We start from the raw sequence: 13,482 nt of genomic DNA, 5'->3' as shown, positions 1-13,482 counted from the left end.
GACCCTGACATGGAACTGGTTGTAAAAAGCGTAGCTGCTGCATCCGTAAAAACCGCCACGCTGGTGGTACCGGTTGGTGAAGGCCGCAAGCTCGGCGCTGTTGCCAAGGCCGTCGACCAAGCCTGCGAGGGGGCCATCAGCGCCGTGCTCAAGCGTGGCGACCTGGCCGGCAAGCCAGGGCAGACCCTGCTGCTGCAAAGCCTGCCTGGCCTCAAGGCCGAGCGTGTGTTGCTGGTCGGCAGCGGCAAGGACGAAGCCCTGGGCGATCGCGCCTGGCGCAAACTGGTCGCCAGCGTCGCTGGCGTACTCAAAGGCCTCAACGGTGGTGATGCGGTGCTGGCCCTGGACGACATCGCCGTCAGCAACCGCGACGCCCACTACGGTAAGTACCGCCTGCTGGCCGAGACCCTGCTCGACGGCGAATACGCGTTCGACCGTTTCAAAAGCCAGAAAGCCGAGCCGCGCGCCCTGAAAAAGGTCACCCTGCTGGCCGACAAAGCCGGCCTGGCCGAAGTCGAGCGCGCGGTCAAGCACGCCAACGCCATCGCCACCGGCATGGCCTTCACCCGCGACCTGGGCAACCTGCCGCCAAACCTGTGCCACCCAAGCTTCCTCGCCGAGCAGGCCAAGGAGCTGGGCAAAGCGCACAAAGGCCTCAAGGTTGAAGTGCTCGACGAGAAAAAGATCAAGGACCTGGGCATGGGCGCGTTCTACGCCGTGGGCCAGGGCAGCGACCAGCCGCCACGTCTGATCGTGCTCAACTACCAGGGCGCCAAGAAGGCCGACAAACCGTTCGTGCTGGTGGGCAAGGGCATCACCTTCGACACCGGCGGCATCAGCCTCAAGCCAGGCGCCGGCATGGACGAAATGAAGTACGACATGTGTGGCGCCGCCAGCGTGTTCGGCACCTTGCGTGCGGTACTCGAACTGCAGCTGCCGATCAACCTGGTGTGCCTGCTGGCCTGCGCCGAGAACATGCCGAGCGGCGGTGCTACCCGCCCTGGTGACATCGTCACCACCATGAGCGGCCAGACCGTCGAAATCCTCAACACCGATGCCGAAGGCCGTCTGGTGCTGTGCGATACCCTGACCTACGCCGAACGCTTCAAGCCCCAGGCAGTGATCGACATCGCTACCCTGACCGGCGCCTGCATCGTTGCCCTGGGCAGCCACACTTCGGGCCTGATGGGCAACAACGACGACCTGGTCGGCCAATTGCTCGATGCCGGTAAACGCGCCGACGACCGCGCCTGGCAGCTGCCGCTGTTCGACGAATACCAGGAGCAACTGGACAGCCCGTTCGCCGACATGGGCAACATCGGTGGGCCGAAGGCCGGCACCATCACCGCAGGCTGCTTCTTGTCGCGCTTCGCCAAGGCCTACAACTGGGCGCACATGGACATCGCCGGCACGGCCTGGATCAGCGGTGGCAAGGACAAGGGGGCCACTGGCCGCCCGGTCCCGCTGCTGACCCAGTACCTGCTGGACCGCGCTGGCGCCTGATGCCGTGAGACCGGTGGCGCCTTGTGCGCCACCGGCCGGCAGACACCACCATGAGCAAAGTCGATTTCTACATCCTGCCCACCGATTCCTTGTCGGCGCGGCTCGATTTCGCCTGCAAGCTGTGCGACAAAGCCTGGCGCCTTGGCCACCGGGTCTACCTGCACTGCCAGGACGCCGAGCAACGCAGCGAACTGGACCAACGTCTATGGCGCTTCAAGGGCGAGGCGTTCGTGCCCCATGACCTCGCGGAGTTGCACGCTGATGCCACCGTGGCACTGGGCATCGCCGAGGATGCCGGCCTTCACCGCGACCTGCTGATCAACCTGGGCGCTGGCGTACCCGCGTTCGTCGGCCAGTTCGAACGGGTTGCCGAAATCGTCGTCGAGGAACCGAGCATCCGCCAATCGGCCCGTGAGCGGTTCCGTTTCTACCGCGAACAGGGCTATGCTCTGCAAGACCACCGCTTACAGCGACTTTGACGACGATGGACAAGCCCTCCCCTTTGCCCGACTCCGCCCACCTGCTCGATGACCTCGAGTCGATCCGCCAGCTGCTGGGCGATGCCGACCTACAACCGCCGCTGCTGACCGAGACCGTCGAGCAGATTCCGTTATTGCTGGATGAGCCAGGTGGTAACGCCACGCCTGCCGTCGAGCCAGCAGCCAGCGAACCCGAGGAAGATTCGCAAACCCGCCGCCAGGACACCCTGCTGCACCTGGAAAGCGAGCTGCGCGCAGCGGCGCAGGCGATCATGCAAGACGTGATCAATGACTTCACGCCGCACATCGAGAACGAAATCAAGCGTCGGCTGGATGCGCGTATCGAGCGCTTGATCAAGCGCGCCGAGTAGAAGCCTACCTCCAAGTCGCCTGCTTCGCGGGCAAGCCCGCTCCCACAGGTACTGTGCTTACCCTGTGGGAGCGGGCTTGCCCGCGAAGCAGGCGACACTGTCCCGACAGTTGTCAGCAGCTTGTCGCCTGCGGCCCCCACCTTGGTTATACTGCCCGGCTTTCCCGAATAAATGCACAGGGTCCCGCCGCGCATGGATAAGACCTACCAGCCGCACGCCATCGAAACCTCCTGGTACAACACCTGGGAGTCCGAGAACTATTTCGCCCCACAAGGTGCAGGCGAGTCCTACACCATCATGATCCCGCCGCCGAACGTGACCGGCAGCCTGCACATGGGCCACGGGTTCAACAACGCGATCATGGACGCCCTGATCCGCTTCCGCCGCATGCAGGGTCGCGACACCCTGTGGCAACCGGGCACCGACCACGCGGGCATCGCCACGCAAATGCTGGTCGAGCGTCAGCTCGAAGCCAAAGGCCAGAACCGCCATGACCTGGGTCGCGAACAGTTCCTGGAAAAAGTCTGGGAGTGGAAGGACCAGTCCGGTGGCAACATCAGCCGCCAGATCCGCCGCCTCGGCTCGTCGGTCGACTGGAGCCGCGAACGCTTCACCATGGACGACGGCCTGTCCGAGGCGGTCAAGGAAGCCTTCGTGCGCCTGCACGAGGATGGCCTGATCTACCGTGGCAAGCGCCTGGTCAACTGGGACACCAAGCTGCACACGGCCATCTCTGACCTCGAAGTGGAAAACCACGACGAGAAGGGCCACCTGTGGAACCTGCGTTATCCGCTGGCCGACGGCGCCAAGACCGCCGAAGGCAAGGACTACCTGGTGGTTGCCACCACGCGTCCGGAAACCCTGCTGGGTGACGCTGCCGTCGCGGTCAACCCGAACGACGAGCGCTACCAGGCCCTGATCGGCAAGTTCGTCGAGCTGCCGCTGGTCGGCCGCCGTATCCCGATCATCGCCGACGACTATTGCGACCCGGAATTCGGCACCGGCTGCGTGAAGATCACCCCGGCTCACGACTTCAACGACTACGAAGTCGGCAAGCGCCACAACCTGCCGCTGCTGAACATCTTCGACAAGAACGCGATGGTGCTGGCCAATGCCCAGGCCTTCAACCTCGACGGCAGCGTCAACGAGCAGGTCGATACCACCCTGCCCGCCCAGTACGCCACCCTCGACCGTTTTGTCGCGCGCAAGCAGATCGTCGCCGACCTGGACGCCCAGGGCCTGCTGGTCAGCATCGACGACCACGCCCTGAAAGTGCCGAAGGGCGACCGTTCGGGCACCGTCATCGAGCCGTGGCTGACCGACCAGTGGTACGTTTCCACCAAGCCGCTGGCAGAGCCTGCCATCGCCGCCGTGGAAGATGGCCGTATCCAGTTCGTGCCCAAGCAGTACGAGAACATGTATTTCTCCTGGATGCGCGACATCCAGGACTGGTGCATCAGCCGCCAGCTGTGGTGGGGCCACCGTATTCCGGCATGGTACGACGAGGCCGGCCAGGTCTATGTCGGCCGTGACGAGGCCGAAGTACGCACCAAGCACAACCTGGGTGCCGACGTCACTCTGCGCCAGGACGACGACGTACTCGACACCTGGTTCAGCTCGGGCCTGTGGACCTTCTCCACGCTGGGCTGGCCGGAACAGACCGAGTTCCTCAAGAAGTTCCACTCCACCGATGTGCTGGTCACCGGCTTTGACATCATCTTCTTCTGGGTTGCGCGCATGATCATGCTGACCATGCACCTGATCAAGAACGAGGACGGCACGCCGCAGGTTCCGTTCAAGACCGTGTACGTGCACGGCTTGGTGCGCGATGGCCAGGGCCAGAAAATGTCCAAGTCCAAGGGCAACGTCCTGGACCCGCTGGACATCGTCGACGGCATCACCCTCGACGCCCTGCTGGAAAAACGCACCAGCGGCATGATGCAGCCAAAGCTTGCCGAGAAGATCGCCAAGCAGACCAAGGCCGAGTTCCCGGACGGCATCGCCAGCTACGGCACCGACGCCCTGCGCTTCACCTTCTGCTCGCTGGCCTCCACCGGCCGTGACATCAAGTTCGACATGGGCCGCGTCGAAGGCTACCGCAACTTCTGCAACAAGATCTGGAACGCCGCCCGCTACGTGCTGGACAAGGGCGAGGACTGCGGCCAGAACGGCGAGGCCTGCGAGCTTTCGCTGGCAGACCGCTGGATCATCTCGCAGCTGCAGCGTACCGAAGCCGAAGTGACCCGCCAGCTGGAGCAGTTCCGCTTCGACCTGGCCAGCCAGGCCCTGTACGAGTTCATCTGGAACCAGTACTGCGACTGGTACCTGGAACTGTCCAAGCCCGTACTGTGGGACGAGAACGCCCCGGTCGAGCGCGCCCGTGGCACCCGCCGCACCCTGGTGCGCGTGCTGGAAGTGGCCCTGCGCCTGGCGCATCCGTTCATGCCGTTCATCACTGAAGAAATCTGGCAGCGCATCGCGCCGCTGGCTGGCATTCAGGGCAAGACCATCATGCTGCAGCCGTGGCCGGTGGCCAATGAAAGCCGCATCGATGCTGCTGCCGAAGGCGACATCGAGTGGCTCAAGGAGCTGATGGTCGGCCTGCGCAACATCCGCGCCGAGATGAACATCGGCCCGGGCAAGCCGCTGCCATTGTTCCTGAAAAACGCCAATGCCGATGACCAGCGCCGCCTGCAGGAAAACGAAGCCCTGCTGAAGAAACTGGCCAAGGTCGAGTCGTTCACCGTGCTCGGCGATGCCGACGAAGCGCCGCTGTCGGCCACCGCACTGGTGGGCGATCTGCAGGTACTGGTGCCGATGGCAGGCCTGATCGACAAAGACGCCGAGCTGGCTCGCCTGAACAAGGAAATCCAGCGTCTGCAAGGTGAAGTCCAGCGCGTGGGCGGCAAGCTGTCCAACGCCGCCTTCGTCGACAAGGCACCGCCTGCGGTGATCGAGAAAGAACGCGCCAAGCTGGCCGAGTCCGAACAGGCCCTGGCCAACTTCACCGAGCAGCATGCGCGGATTGCAGCGCTGTAACCTGACAATGCTGACCTGACCAGCGAGGGCCTCGCCCTCGTTCGCGGCACAAGGCCGCTCCCACAGGAATTGGGCTGCCTTCAAGGAGCCCCACTATCCTGTGGGAGCGGCCTTGTGCCGCGAATGGGCCGCACAGCGGCCCCCTGGCCAGCACATGCAGCACCGGACCCGAGCATGACCCAAAACAAACCCACCCTGCACCCGCGCAACCGCCACCAGGGTCGCTACGACTTCCCCAGCCTGATCAAGGCGCACCCCGACCTGGCCCGCTTCACCATCACCAACCCGCACGGTAAACCCAGCATCGACTTCGCCAACCCCGAGGCCGTTCGGGTGTTCAACCGCGCCCTGCTCAAGGCCCAGTACGGCATCCAGCACTGGGACATCCCCGCCGACTACCTGTGCCCGCCCATCCCCGGACGCGCCGACTACATCCATGTGCTCGCCGACCTACTAGGCGAAGACAATGCCGGCGAGATTCCCAAGGGCGCCCAGGTGCGTGCACTGGACATCGGCGTGGGTGCCAACTGCATCTACCCGCTGATCGGCTACAGCGACTACCGCTGGCGCTTCCTGGGCTCGGACATCGACCCTGTGGCACTGGCCTCGGCCAAGGCCATCGTCCAGGCCAACGGCCTGAACAAAGCCATCACCCTGCGCCAACAGGCCAACCGCACGCACATCCTCAGCGGCCTGCTGCAGGCAGACGAGCGCTTCGACCTGACCCTGTGCAACCCGCCCTTCCATGCCTCACGCGAGGAAGCCACCCGCGGCAGCCAGCGCAAATGGAAAAACCTGGGCAAGCAGGACCCCAAGCGCAAACTGCCCGTGCTCAATTTTGGTGGCCAGAACAACGAACTGTGGTGTGAGGGCGGCGAGATCCGCTTCGTGACCCAACTGGTCGGGGAAAGCGCGCAGTACGCCGAAAGCGTGCTGTGGTTCACCAGCCTGGTGTCAAAGGCCAGCAACCTGCCAGGCATCGAGGCTGCGCTGAAAAAAGCGGGCGCCAAGGCCGTGCGCATTATCGAAATGGGCCAAGGGCAGAAGCAGAGCCGCATGGTCGCCTGGAGCTTCCAGGACGACACCGCGCGCCAGGCCTGGCACGCGCGACGTAAAACCCAAGGCTGAAAAAAACCGCGCCCGGGCAAGCCGGGCGCGGTTTCGTCAACGCTTCAACAATTACTTGTTGATGGCGTCGGTCAGCACTTTGGCTGGAACGAACTTGACGACTTTCTTGGCAGCGATTTCGATGGCAGCGCCAGTCGAAGGGTTGCGGCCGGTGCGGGCAGGACGCTCGGTGACTTTCAGCTTGCCGATGCCTGGCAGGGTGATTTCAGCGCCGTTTTCCAGTTGGTCAGCAACGATCTGGCCCAGTTGCTCCAGTGCGTTACGCGCGGTGGTTTTCGGTGCGTCGATAGCTTCGGCGATGTCGGCAATCAGTTGGTCTTTGGTCAATGCCATGGTGATGTTCCTTCCCTATCAAATTCAGTGGTTATGCAGCGAGCTACGACGTTATCGGGCCAGCCCCTGAATTTTGGAGGGCCGCGCCAATCGCGTATGTAGATACGTAAATCGGCGTTTGGTTCGACACGACGTTAGCGTGCTGCCAGCAATGCGCCACGCAAGGGGCGCAAGACCGCGCAAAGCTACCACAGGAATGGATAAATATCCGCTGCGCACTTCGATTTAATGCAGGTTTTTCGGGGGTTTTAGCTTAAAACGCACAAATCTGAACAAAAAACGAACAACCGGCATTTCTGCCAACATCCGGCCACTGCATCGCCTTGTCTCTGGGGTAAACTGGACGACTTTTGCAGCGGCGGCCGTGCACCGCCCCAGACTCGCCGAGGACTTCATGCCAATCCGTCACTGTATCGTTCACCTGATCGACAAGAAGCCCGATGGCAGCCCCGCCGTGCTGCATGCACGTGATACCGAGCTCGGCGCATCCGATGCCATCGAAAACCTGCTGGCCGACCTCAACGACAGCTACAACGCCAAGCAAGGCAAGGCCTGGGGCTTCTTCCATGGCGAATCGGGCGCCTACCCCCTGAGTGGCTGGCTGAAGCAATACCTGGAAGCGGAAAAGGACTTCGCCGCGTTCAGCCGCACTGCCGTCGAACACCTGCAAAAGCTGATGGAAGAGTCCAACCTCTCCACCGGCGGCCACATCCTGTTTGCCCATTACCAGCAAGGCATGACCGACTACCTGGCGATCGCCCTGCTGCACCACAGTGAAGGCGTGGCGGTGAACGCCGATCTGGACGTGACGCCATCGCGCCATCTGGACCTCGGCCAACTGCACCTGGCTGCGCGCATCAACTTGTCCGAATGGAAGAACAACCAGAACTCCAAGCAGTACATCTCGTTCATCAAGGGCAAGAACGGCAAGAAGGTCTCCGACTACTTCCGTGATTTCATCGGTTGCCAGGAGGGCGTCGACGGCCCCGGGGAAACCCGCACCCTGCTCAAGGCCTTCAGCGACTTCGTCGAGAGCGAAGACCTGCCCGAGGCATCGGCACGCGAGAAGACTCAGACCCTGGTCGACTACGCCACCACCCAAACCAAGCTGGGCGAGCCGGTTACCCTCGAAGAGCTGTCCAGCCTGATCGATGAGGACCGCCCGAAGGCGTTCTACGATCACATCCGCAACAAGGACTACGGCCTGTCGCCGGAGATCCCCGCGGACAAACGCACCCTCAACCAGTTCCGCCGCTTCACGGGCCGCGCCGAGGGGCTGTCGATCAGCTTCGAGGCACACCTGCTGGGCGACAAGGTGGAGTATGACGAGGTGGCGGGCACCTTGATCATCAAAGGGCTGCCGACGCAATTGATCGATCAGCTGAAGCGGCGCAAGGACTGATACCGCCAGTGCGGCCTAGGGGTTGTTGAACGAGGCCACCAGCGCCTCCTTGGCCGATTTCCGCAGCCGCTTTACCAGCCGCTCCTGGCGCAGCGCTTCGCCTTTGTCGGGCCATTGCTCGACATACACCAGCGCCTGCGCCGGGCTGGTCTTGAAATAGCGCGCGCCCTGCCCCTTCTGATGCACCAGAAAACGCCGCTGCGGGTCATCACTGATCCCGCAGTACAGCGACCCGTTGGCCGCCCGTACCAGGTAGACATACCAGGGTTTCACTGCCTGATCCGGCACTGCTTCACTCACGACGCCTGCTCTTTCCATCATTAAGTTGGTGAGCCCACTCATTGAGGGCTTCATCATGTTCAATAAACTGAGCGGTACCCTGCTCTATGCAACGCTACTGACAACCGCATTCAACGCCCACGGTTCGATTGGCGCACAAACCGCCGATCAAATGCAGAGGAACTACGATGCCACCCCCGCGTACTGCAAAGGCAATGCGGTACCTGCCCACGCCTGCTCGGGCGTGCTGATCAGGTCAACCAAGCCTTCACCGCATTATCACACCTGGCATCATAGCCAGAACAGCAAGGACAAGGGCGGCGTATCGTTCTCCTACCTGCGCGCCGACATTCCCACGACCCGCCTGGCAGCCGATGCCCGCAGTGGCTTCACGCTGTTCCCCCTGCTGCAACGGCCCAAAGATTCGCTGCGTTACGAGATGCTGTGCGCCTCGCCCACCGACGGCGATACCTGGGAGCGCGATGCCCGAGGTTGTGGCGACAATCGGCAGACTGCCGAAACCGAAGCTGCTTGCCATGCGCAAGGTATCTTTACCGCCGAGCAATGGATGGAGCAATACAGGCAAAGCGGTGATTACAAGCGCCAATGCGCCTTTGATATCCGCCGCGCGCGCGTTCCCGAACGCGCCGAGGCGTTCCACCAGAGCGTGCGGGCAAAGCAGCTGTACGCCTCCGAACTGCCATTCCCTTGGAACGAAGTGGTGATCGGCGCATGGAATGAGGCAGACGCGGCTAGCCTGCCGATCCAGTCGTTCTTCCATATCGAAGGCGAATACGGCGCCTTGCAGCAGGCGCAGGCCGACCAGCAAGACTGGCACACGACCAACGGCACCTTCATACCCGTGATCCGTGTCCGCCTACCGCGCACCCTCGAAGAACGTGCAACGTTCAGCTACCACGACAGCGATCAGGCCGTGGCATTGCCTTGACTGTGCTGGTACGCCCGCAGGCCCTTGAATGCCTGCTGGCGTACCTTGTTCTGAATCAACGGCGACCAGCCCAGGAGCACCCCGGGCGCGCCGAGGGCCTGGCGCGACCAGCGCCACAGGTCAAAGCTGTCGTCATGCTGGCAGATCAAGCCATCGCGGATGACGAAACGTGCCTGGATGTCGTTGACCACGGTACGGCCAGTCTGGCTGAACAGGTAGGACGCGACCCAGTGCGCGCTGCCTCCGCGTTCGTCCGCACGCACGTTGTCGAAGGTCAGAGTGAAGTCTTTGGCGCGCGTGGTGAGCATCCGCCACATGTCGCCCGCATCCTTGCCGCGCAGGGTGCCGAAAACCGGGTCGCTGAAGACGATGTCGGCGCTGTAACAGGCCACCATGGCCTCGGCATCCAGCCGCTGGAAGGCCTGGTAGAAGCGGGTGATCAGGTCGCGGTTGGCGTCGCTCATGGGGGCAGGTCCATCCTGGGAGTCGAAAGGTGCACGATAATCTGCTCGATGCACTTGCGCCAGTGCCGGCCCATTCGCGGGGCAAGCCCGCTCCCACAGGATGGTGGGGCTTTCAGGCACTGCGGGCTCCTGTGGGAGCGGGCTTGCCCCGCGAATGGGCCAACACTGGCAAACCCAGTCTCAGACTTTTTCGCAGGTCACCTGCACATGCAACGCGCGCCCAGCCCCAAGCCCAAAACAAATGGCGCCAATGCCCAGCACAGCAAAGATCCACCCCACTGCCGCCCAGCCACCGGTGAGGTCGTGTACCAGCCCCACCGCAAATGGCCCCATGGACGCCAGGGTGTACCCGACCCCCTGCGCCATGCTCGACAGGTTCGCGGCCACATGCGCGTCTTTCGAACGCAGCACGATCAACGTCAGCGCCAGGGCAAACGTCCCGCCCTGCCCCAGGCCCAGCAGCACCGCCCACCCCCACAGCCCTGAAACGGGCGCATACAAGCAACCAAACAAACCGGCCAGGGTAACCAGCATGACAATCACGATGGCCAACCGCTGATCCTTGCCGCGCGTTGCCAGCCAAGGTGCACTGAGCGAGCTGATCAATTGCACGATCACCGACCCCGACAGCACCAACCCCGCCTCGGTAGGGCTCAGGCCGCGGCCAATCAGAATCGAAGGCAACCAACCGAAGACGATATAGGCCAGCGAGGATTGCAGGCCCATGTACAAGGTCACCTGCCAGGCCAAAGGGTCGCGCCAAAGGCCACGCACCCGATAGGCAACCTTGTGCAGGCCATGCCCCTGCCGCGCCTGCGGCAGCCACACCAGCATGGCCAGCAGTGCCGGCACCGCCCAGAAGCCCAGCCCCAGCGCCCAGTTGCCGTCGTAGTGTTGAGCCAACGGCACCGTGGCGCCGGCCGCCATGGCCGCCCCCAGGCACAGGGCCATGGTGTACACACCGGTCAACGTACCGGCGTATTGCGGGAAGTCGCGCTTGACGATGCCCGGTAACAGCACGCCGATGATGCCGATACTGGCACCGGCCATGAGGCTGCCGAGGAACACCCCGACCGCCCCAAAGGCACTGCGCACCGCAATGCCCAATGCCAAGGTCACGAGAATGCCGAGGATTACCCGCTCACTGCCAAAACGCCGTGCCAGGATTGGCGCCAACGGCGCGAACAGGCCCAGACACAGCACCGGCAAGGTGGTCAGCAAGCCTGCCTGCGAGGCGCTCAGGCCCAGGCCCTCGGAGACCAGGCCCAATACCGGGGCCATGCTCGACAAGGCCGGGCGCAGGTTCAGCGCCACCAGCACCAGGCCCAGCAGCAGCAACCAGGGCCGGCGCAGCACCACGGGCTGCTGTTGAACCTGCTCGTCATCGGCTTCGGCGTCGATCAACAGTTCTTCGAGTTCCCGCTCGCCGGTGTGGGTGCTACGGGTGATTGATTCCGCCATGGGCCTTCTCGTGTTCAGGATTCGATGAGGGTTCGGCTCAGGCGCTTGGCCCGCTCCGAATCACGTTGTTCGATGGCGTCGAGGATCTCCCCGTGCAGATCGAACGTGGACTGGCAGCGCGGCACAGTGCTCATGTTGCGTTGCAGCGCGGCGGCCACCACGCCGGAAAAATACCGGTACAACTCACTCAATGCAGGGTTGTGGGCGGCATCCACCAGGCGCTGGTGAAACACCAGGTCGCAGGCCACATAGGTATCGATGTCACCGTGAAAGTGCCCGGCACTGCCTTCAAGGGCTTCGCGCAGGGCTTGCAGGTCTGCGTCGGTGCGGCGCAGCGCCGCCAGGCCGATGGCCTCGGTTTCGAGGATATGGCGGGTCTCCCGTGCCTGCTCCGGCGTGCAACGGGCCATCGCCTGCACAGCCATCAACGGGTCCTGGGCGGTACGCAGATAACTGCCATCGCCCTGCCTGATTTCCACCAGGCCACTGAACGCCAGCACGCGCATGGCCTCGCGCACGGTGTTGCGGCTTATGCCCAGTTCCTGGGCCAGCTCCGGCTCGGTCGGAAGGCGCTGCCCAACCTGCCAGTCGCCCTTGAGGATGCGCTCGCGCATGCGCTCTACGGCGAGTTCGACCAGGGAACGCTTGGTCAACTCTACGCTCATCACATTCAACCAATCATCCGATGAATTGACGCAGCTTAATGGATAGCCTTCTGGACGGCAAACCACCTGTTATTTCTGCCAGTTGTGAGCAGAGCGCTTTATTGCAACGCTCGCCGCAACATTCCCGGATACCTCTCCATGCCACTATCACGCTTGCTACTGATGACATGGGTGCTGCTGGCAGGTTGCGACCACGCATCTAACGCCCCCCAACCGAAAACCTTGATCGTCGCCATGGAAGGCGTGCAGCTCGACCACTACGAAGCGCTGGGTGACGCCACCAATCTGAAGCAACGCCTGTATTACGCCAGCGCCTACACCGGCGGCATCACTGGCCTGGCCAGCGAACAGCCAACAGTCAGCGGGCCAGGCTGGATCACCTTGCTGACCGGGGTCTGGAGCAACAAACATGGCGTTGATTCGAATGCCGAGTCACTGCGGGTCGACCCGGCTTTTCCAAGCCTGTTCAAGCGGCTTCGCCAGGCGCTGCCGACCGCCTACCTGTCCAGCGTGGTCAACTGGTCGCCGATCAATACCGCGTTCCTGCTCGAAGATGCCCATGGCAATGATGTGCGCGAAAGCGGCTTATCCGATGTGCAGGTCACCGAGCGCGCGCTGGAAATTCTCGGTAACACACCCGGCGACTTCACCTTCATCCAACTGGGCGAACCGGATAAGGCAGGCCATGACGGGGGGTTCGACGCGCACTACCAAGAGGCGCTGCGCGAAGCCGACAGCCAATTAGGGCAACTGCTGGACAAGATCGACGAGCGGCGCCGCAACCATCCGCGAGAAGACTGGCTGGTAATCGTCAGTACCGATCATGGCCGCGACTATTGGGGCAAAGGCCACGGAGGCGTCACGGAGCAGGAAAAGACCATCTTCATCGCCAGCAACAAACCGTTGAACGAAGAACTGACCCAGCCCAGCATCCCGGAGGAAAAACCAGGGCCGAACAACCTGTATCGCCTTGCCGCGCAGACTTCTGTGGCGCCCACTGTCCTGCGCCATATGGGCCTGGCACTGCAACCGCAATGGCTTCTGGACGGCACACCCCTGCTGGGGGGTACGGGTGTTCGCAAAGCCAGGGCCGATGAAGCCAATGCCCGACTGCGCTGGCACAGTACCGCCAAGGGTTACCTGACCATCCTCAAGAATGGGCATGTGGTTGCACAAGTACCGGCCGCTGCCGAGCAATGGACCGACCCGGATGGCATGGATGACATCAACGATTATGTGCTGATACTCGATGGCACCCCTGCAGCAGTGCGCAACAGGCCAGCCGGAAAACCCTACAGCATCGAGGAAGTGGCCTACTGAGGTCCGTCTTTCAACCCTGAAAGCAAAAACCCCGCCTGGCAACCAGTGCCAGACGGGGTCGGATCGAAGCGCGTGGCTGCGTGAGCCAC

Annotated in this window: 13 protein-coding genes; 8 read left to right on the top strand and 5 right to left on the bottom strand. The window is 62.9% G+C overall.

Going from position 1 to position 13,482, the window contains the following annotated elements; all coding sequences use genetic code 11:
- Positions 1 to 9 precede the first annotated feature (9 nt).
- The 5 genes from ACSSU5_RS15520 (at position 10) to rlmF (ending at position 6,520) form a co-directional block, all read left to right on the top strand.
- Positions 10 to 1,503: a leucyl aminopeptidase gene (locus ACSSU5_RS15520; protein ID WP_492559223.1), complete on the top strand. Its 1,494-nt coding sequence runs from the start codon at positions 10 to 12 to the stop codon at positions 1,501 to 1,503.
- A 50-nt stretch (positions 1,504 to 1,553) separates the two neighbouring features.
- The gene (locus tag ACSSU5_RS15515) at positions 1,554 to 1,982 is read left to right on the top strand and encodes a DNA polymerase III subunit chi (protein WP_264310132.1); all 429 of its coding nucleotides are present in this window, start codon (positions 1,554 to 1,556) and stop codon (positions 1,980 to 1,982) included.
- 5 nt (positions 1,983 to 1,987) lie between these two features.
- Complete coding sequence (locus ACSSU5_RS15510; RefSeq protein WP_492559222.1) at positions 1,988 to 2,353, top strand: DNA polymerase III subunit chi; 366 nt, start codon at positions 1,988 to 1,990, stop codon at positions 2,351 to 2,353.
- Between the two features lie 192 nt (positions 2,354 to 2,545).
- Positions 2,546 to 5,392 (top strand): valine--tRNA ligase, encoded by a 2,847-nt coding sequence (locus tag ACSSU5_RS15505; protein ID WP_492559221.1) that lies wholly within the window; start codon positions 2,546 to 2,548, stop codon positions 5,390 to 5,392.
- 174 nt (positions 5,393 to 5,566) lie between these two features.
- Entirely contained in the window at positions 5,567 to 6,520 is a 954-nt protein-coding gene (gene rlmF / locus ACSSU5_RS15500) for a 23S rRNA (adenine(1618)-N(6))-methyltransferase RlmF (RefSeq protein ID WP_492559220.1), read from the top strand.
- 51 nt (positions 6,521 to 6,571) lie between these two features.
- On the opposite strand, the gene ACSSU5_RS15495 is transcribed toward rlmF, so the two are convergent.
- Positions 6,572 to 6,853 carry an HU family DNA-binding protein gene (locus ACSSU5_RS15495; RefSeq protein WP_264310136.1) on the bottom strand — a complete coding sequence of 94 codons (282 nt, stop codon included), beginning with the start codon at positions 6,851 to 6,853 and terminating at the stop codon, positions 6,572 to 6,574.
- A gap of 394 nt (positions 6,854 to 7,247) precedes the next feature.
- Here ACSSU5_RS15495 and yejK point away from each other — a divergent pair, with 394 nt between their 5' ends.
- The gene (gene yejK / locus ACSSU5_RS15490; RefSeq protein WP_264310137.1) at positions 7,248 to 8,255 is read left to right on the top strand and encodes a nucleoid-associated protein YejK; all 1,008 of its coding nucleotides are present in this window, start codon (positions 7,248 to 7,250) and stop codon (positions 8,253 to 8,255) included.
- Positions 8,256 to 8,270: 15 nt separating this feature from the next.
- Here yejK and ACSSU5_RS15485 read toward each other — a convergent pair whose 3' ends face one another.
- Positions 8,271 to 8,573 carry a GIY-YIG nuclease family protein gene (locus tag ACSSU5_RS15485; protein WP_413470142.1) on the bottom strand — a complete coding sequence of 101 codons (303 nt, stop codon included), beginning with the start codon at positions 8,571 to 8,573 and terminating at the stop codon, positions 8,271 to 8,273.
- Positions 8,574 to 8,610: 37 nt separating this feature from the next.
- Here ACSSU5_RS15485 and ACSSU5_RS15480 point away from each other — a divergent pair, with 37 nt between their 5' ends.
- Complete coding sequence (locus ACSSU5_RS15480; RefSeq protein WP_492559219.1) at positions 8,611 to 9,483, top strand: hypothetical protein; 873 nt, start codon at positions 8,611 to 8,613, stop codon at positions 9,481 to 9,483.
- Here the strand turns inward: ACSSU5_RS15480 and ACSSU5_RS15475 are convergent.
- The 3 genes from ACSSU5_RS15475 to ACSSU5_RS15465 all read right to left on the bottom strand — a co-directional run bounded on the left by ACSSU5_RS15475 (position 9,462) and on the right by ACSSU5_RS15465 (position 12,073).
- Positions 9,462 to 9,947: a nuclear transport factor 2 family protein gene (locus ACSSU5_RS15475; RefSeq protein ID WP_264310140.1), complete on the bottom strand. Its 486-nt coding sequence runs from the start codon at positions 9,945 to 9,947 to the stop codon at positions 9,462 to 9,464. The two genes, ACSSU5_RS15480 and ACSSU5_RS15475, sit on opposite strands and share 22 nt — an antisense overlap.
- 180 nt (positions 9,948 to 10,127) lie before the next feature.
- Complete coding sequence (locus ACSSU5_RS15470) at positions 10,128 to 11,408, bottom strand: CynX/NimT family MFS transporter (RefSeq protein ID WP_492559218.1); 1,281 nt, start codon at positions 11,406 to 11,408, stop codon at positions 10,128 to 10,130.
- A gap of 14 nt (positions 11,409 to 11,422) precedes the next feature.
- Positions 11,423 to 12,073 carry a FadR/GntR family transcriptional regulator gene (locus ACSSU5_RS15465; RefSeq protein ID WP_492559217.1) on the bottom strand — a complete coding sequence of 217 codons (651 nt, stop codon included), beginning with the start codon at positions 12,071 to 12,073 and terminating at the stop codon, positions 11,423 to 11,425.
- A gap of 138 nt (positions 12,074 to 12,211) precedes the next feature.
- On the opposite strand from ACSSU5_RS15465, the gene ACSSU5_RS15460 reads away from it, so the two are divergent.
- On the top strand, positions 12,212 to 13,393 hold the full coding sequence (locus ACSSU5_RS15460; protein ID WP_492559216.1) for an alkaline phosphatase family protein: 1,182 nt from the start codon (positions 12,212 to 12,214) through the stop codon (positions 13,391 to 13,393).
- Positions 13,394 to 13,482: the final 89 nt, after the last annotated feature.

This window comes from Pseudomonas sp. E1MeOHC2, from assembly GCF_058745025.1.
Note: the sequence above shows the minus strand (reverse complement) of the source record. Positions and strands in the feature narration are given on the sequence as shown.

Coding starts and splice junctions, on each gene's coding strand:
- ACSSU5_RS15520 (WP_492559223.1), top strand. CDS start 10: ATGGAACTGGTTGTAAAAAGCGTAGCTGCTGCATCCGTAAAAACCGCC.
- ACSSU5_RS15515 (WP_264310132.1), top strand. CDS start 1,554: ATGAGCAAAGTCGATTTCTACATCCTGCCCACCGATTCCTTGTCGGCG.
- ACSSU5_RS15510 (WP_492559222.1), top strand. CDS start 1,988: ATGGACAAGCCCTCCCCTTTGCCCGACTCCGCCCACCTGCTCGATGAC.
- ACSSU5_RS15505 (WP_492559221.1), top strand. CDS start 2,546: ATGGATAAGACCTACCAGCCGCACGCCATCGAAACCTCCTGGTACAAC.
- rlmF (WP_492559220.1), top strand. CDS start 5,567: ATGACCCAAAACAAACCCACCCTGCACCCGCGCAACCGCCACCAGGGT.
- ACSSU5_RS15495 (WP_264310136.1), bottom strand. CDS start 6,853: ATGGCATTGACCAAAGACCAACTGATTGCCGACATCGCCGAAGCTATC.
- yejK (WP_264310137.1), top strand. CDS start 7,248: ATGCCAATCCGTCACTGTATCGTTCACCTGATCGACAAGAAGCCCGAT.
- ACSSU5_RS15485 (WP_413470142.1), bottom strand. CDS start 8,573: ATGGAAAGAGCAGGCGTCGTGAGTGAAGCAGTGCCGGATCAGGCAGTG.
- ACSSU5_RS15480 (WP_492559219.1), top strand. CDS start 8,611: ATGTTCAATAAACTGAGCGGTACCCTGCTCTATGCAACGCTACTGACA.
- ACSSU5_RS15475 (WP_264310140.1), bottom strand. CDS start 9,947: ATGAGCGACGCCAACCGCGACCTGATCACCCGCTTCTACCAGGCCTTC.
- ACSSU5_RS15470 (WP_492559218.1), bottom strand. CDS start 11,408: ATGGCGGAATCAATCACCCGTAGCACCCACACCGGCGAGCGGGAACTC.
- ACSSU5_RS15465 (WP_492559217.1), bottom strand. CDS start 12,073: ATGAGCGTAGAGTTGACCAAGCGTTCCCTGGTCGAACTCGCCGTAGAG.
- ACSSU5_RS15460 (WP_492559216.1), top strand. CDS start 12,212: ATGCCACTATCACGCTTGCTACTGATGACATGGGTGCTGCTGGCAGGT.